Below are 1,045 nucleotides of genomic sequence, written 5' to 3' on the forward strand. Positions count from 1 at the left end.
GAGCCGATCCGCATGACCACGCGAGACGAGCGCGAACGACTGCTGAAAGAGGCGGGCTACAATCTGTTCAAGCTGCATTCGGATGACGTGCTGATCGATTTGCTGACCGATAGCGGCACCTCGGCCATGAGCGCGGCGCAATGGGGCGCGGTGATGACCGGCGATGAGAGCTATGCCGGCGCGCCGAGCTTCTACCGGTTCGAAGCGGCCGTGAAGGATCTGATGGACTTCAAGCACATCATCCCCGCCCATCAAGGGCGCGCTGCGGAGCATCTCCTCTTCTCGCTGATTGCCAAATCCGGTCATGTCATTCCGTCAAACACGCATTTCGACACGACGCGCGGCAATATCGAAGCCGCAGGCGCCGAGGCACTGGACCTGCCCATCGCAGAGGGCAAGATTCCCTCCCTCGACCATCCCTTCAAGGGGAACATGGACCTGGACGCCCTCGCCAAGTTGATGAGTGAGCGCGGCGATGCCGTGCCGTGTGTGATGATGACGATCACGAACAATGCAGGCGGCGGCCAGCCGGTCAGCCTCGCCAATATTCGCGGCGCCGCCGAGATCGCCCATGCGCATGGCAAGCCCTTCTTCATTGATGGCTGCCGGTTCGCCGAGAACGCCTGGTTCATCAAGCTGCGCGAGGACGGGCAGCAGGACCGCTCGATCAAGGAGATCGTGCGCGACACGTTTGACGTGGCCGACGGCATGACAATGAGCGCCAAGAAGGACGCCTTCGCCAATATCGGCGGGTGGCTCGCGCTGAATGATGACGCGCTGGCCGAACAGGCCCGCACGCGGCTGATCCAGACCGAGGGCTTCCCGACCTATGGCGGCCTTGCCGGCCGCGACCTCGACGCGATCGCACAGGGCCTGACCGAGATCGTGGATGAGGATTATCTGCGCTACCGCGTGCGCACCAATGCCTATATCGCCGAACGGCTGGACGCGCTGGGCGTGCCGGTGATGAAGCCGGCGGGCGGCCATGCAGTGTTCGTGGATGCGCGCGAATGGCTGTCCCACATTCCGCCGCTGGAATATCCGG

Annotated in this window: 1 protein-coding gene; it reads left to right on the forward strand. The window is 63.3% G+C overall.

What is annotated here, in order from left to right:
* Positions 1-1,045 (forward strand): tryptophanase (locus tag B4F73_RS06190; protein ID WP_290482752.1); only part of this gene is annotated, 1,045 nt, incomplete at both ends.

Origin of the sequence: Hyphomonas sp. UBA3601, assembly GCF_002375605.1 — a bacterium.
GTDB lineage: Bacteria > Pseudomonadota > Alphaproteobacteria > Caulobacterales > Hyphomonadaceae > Hyphomonas.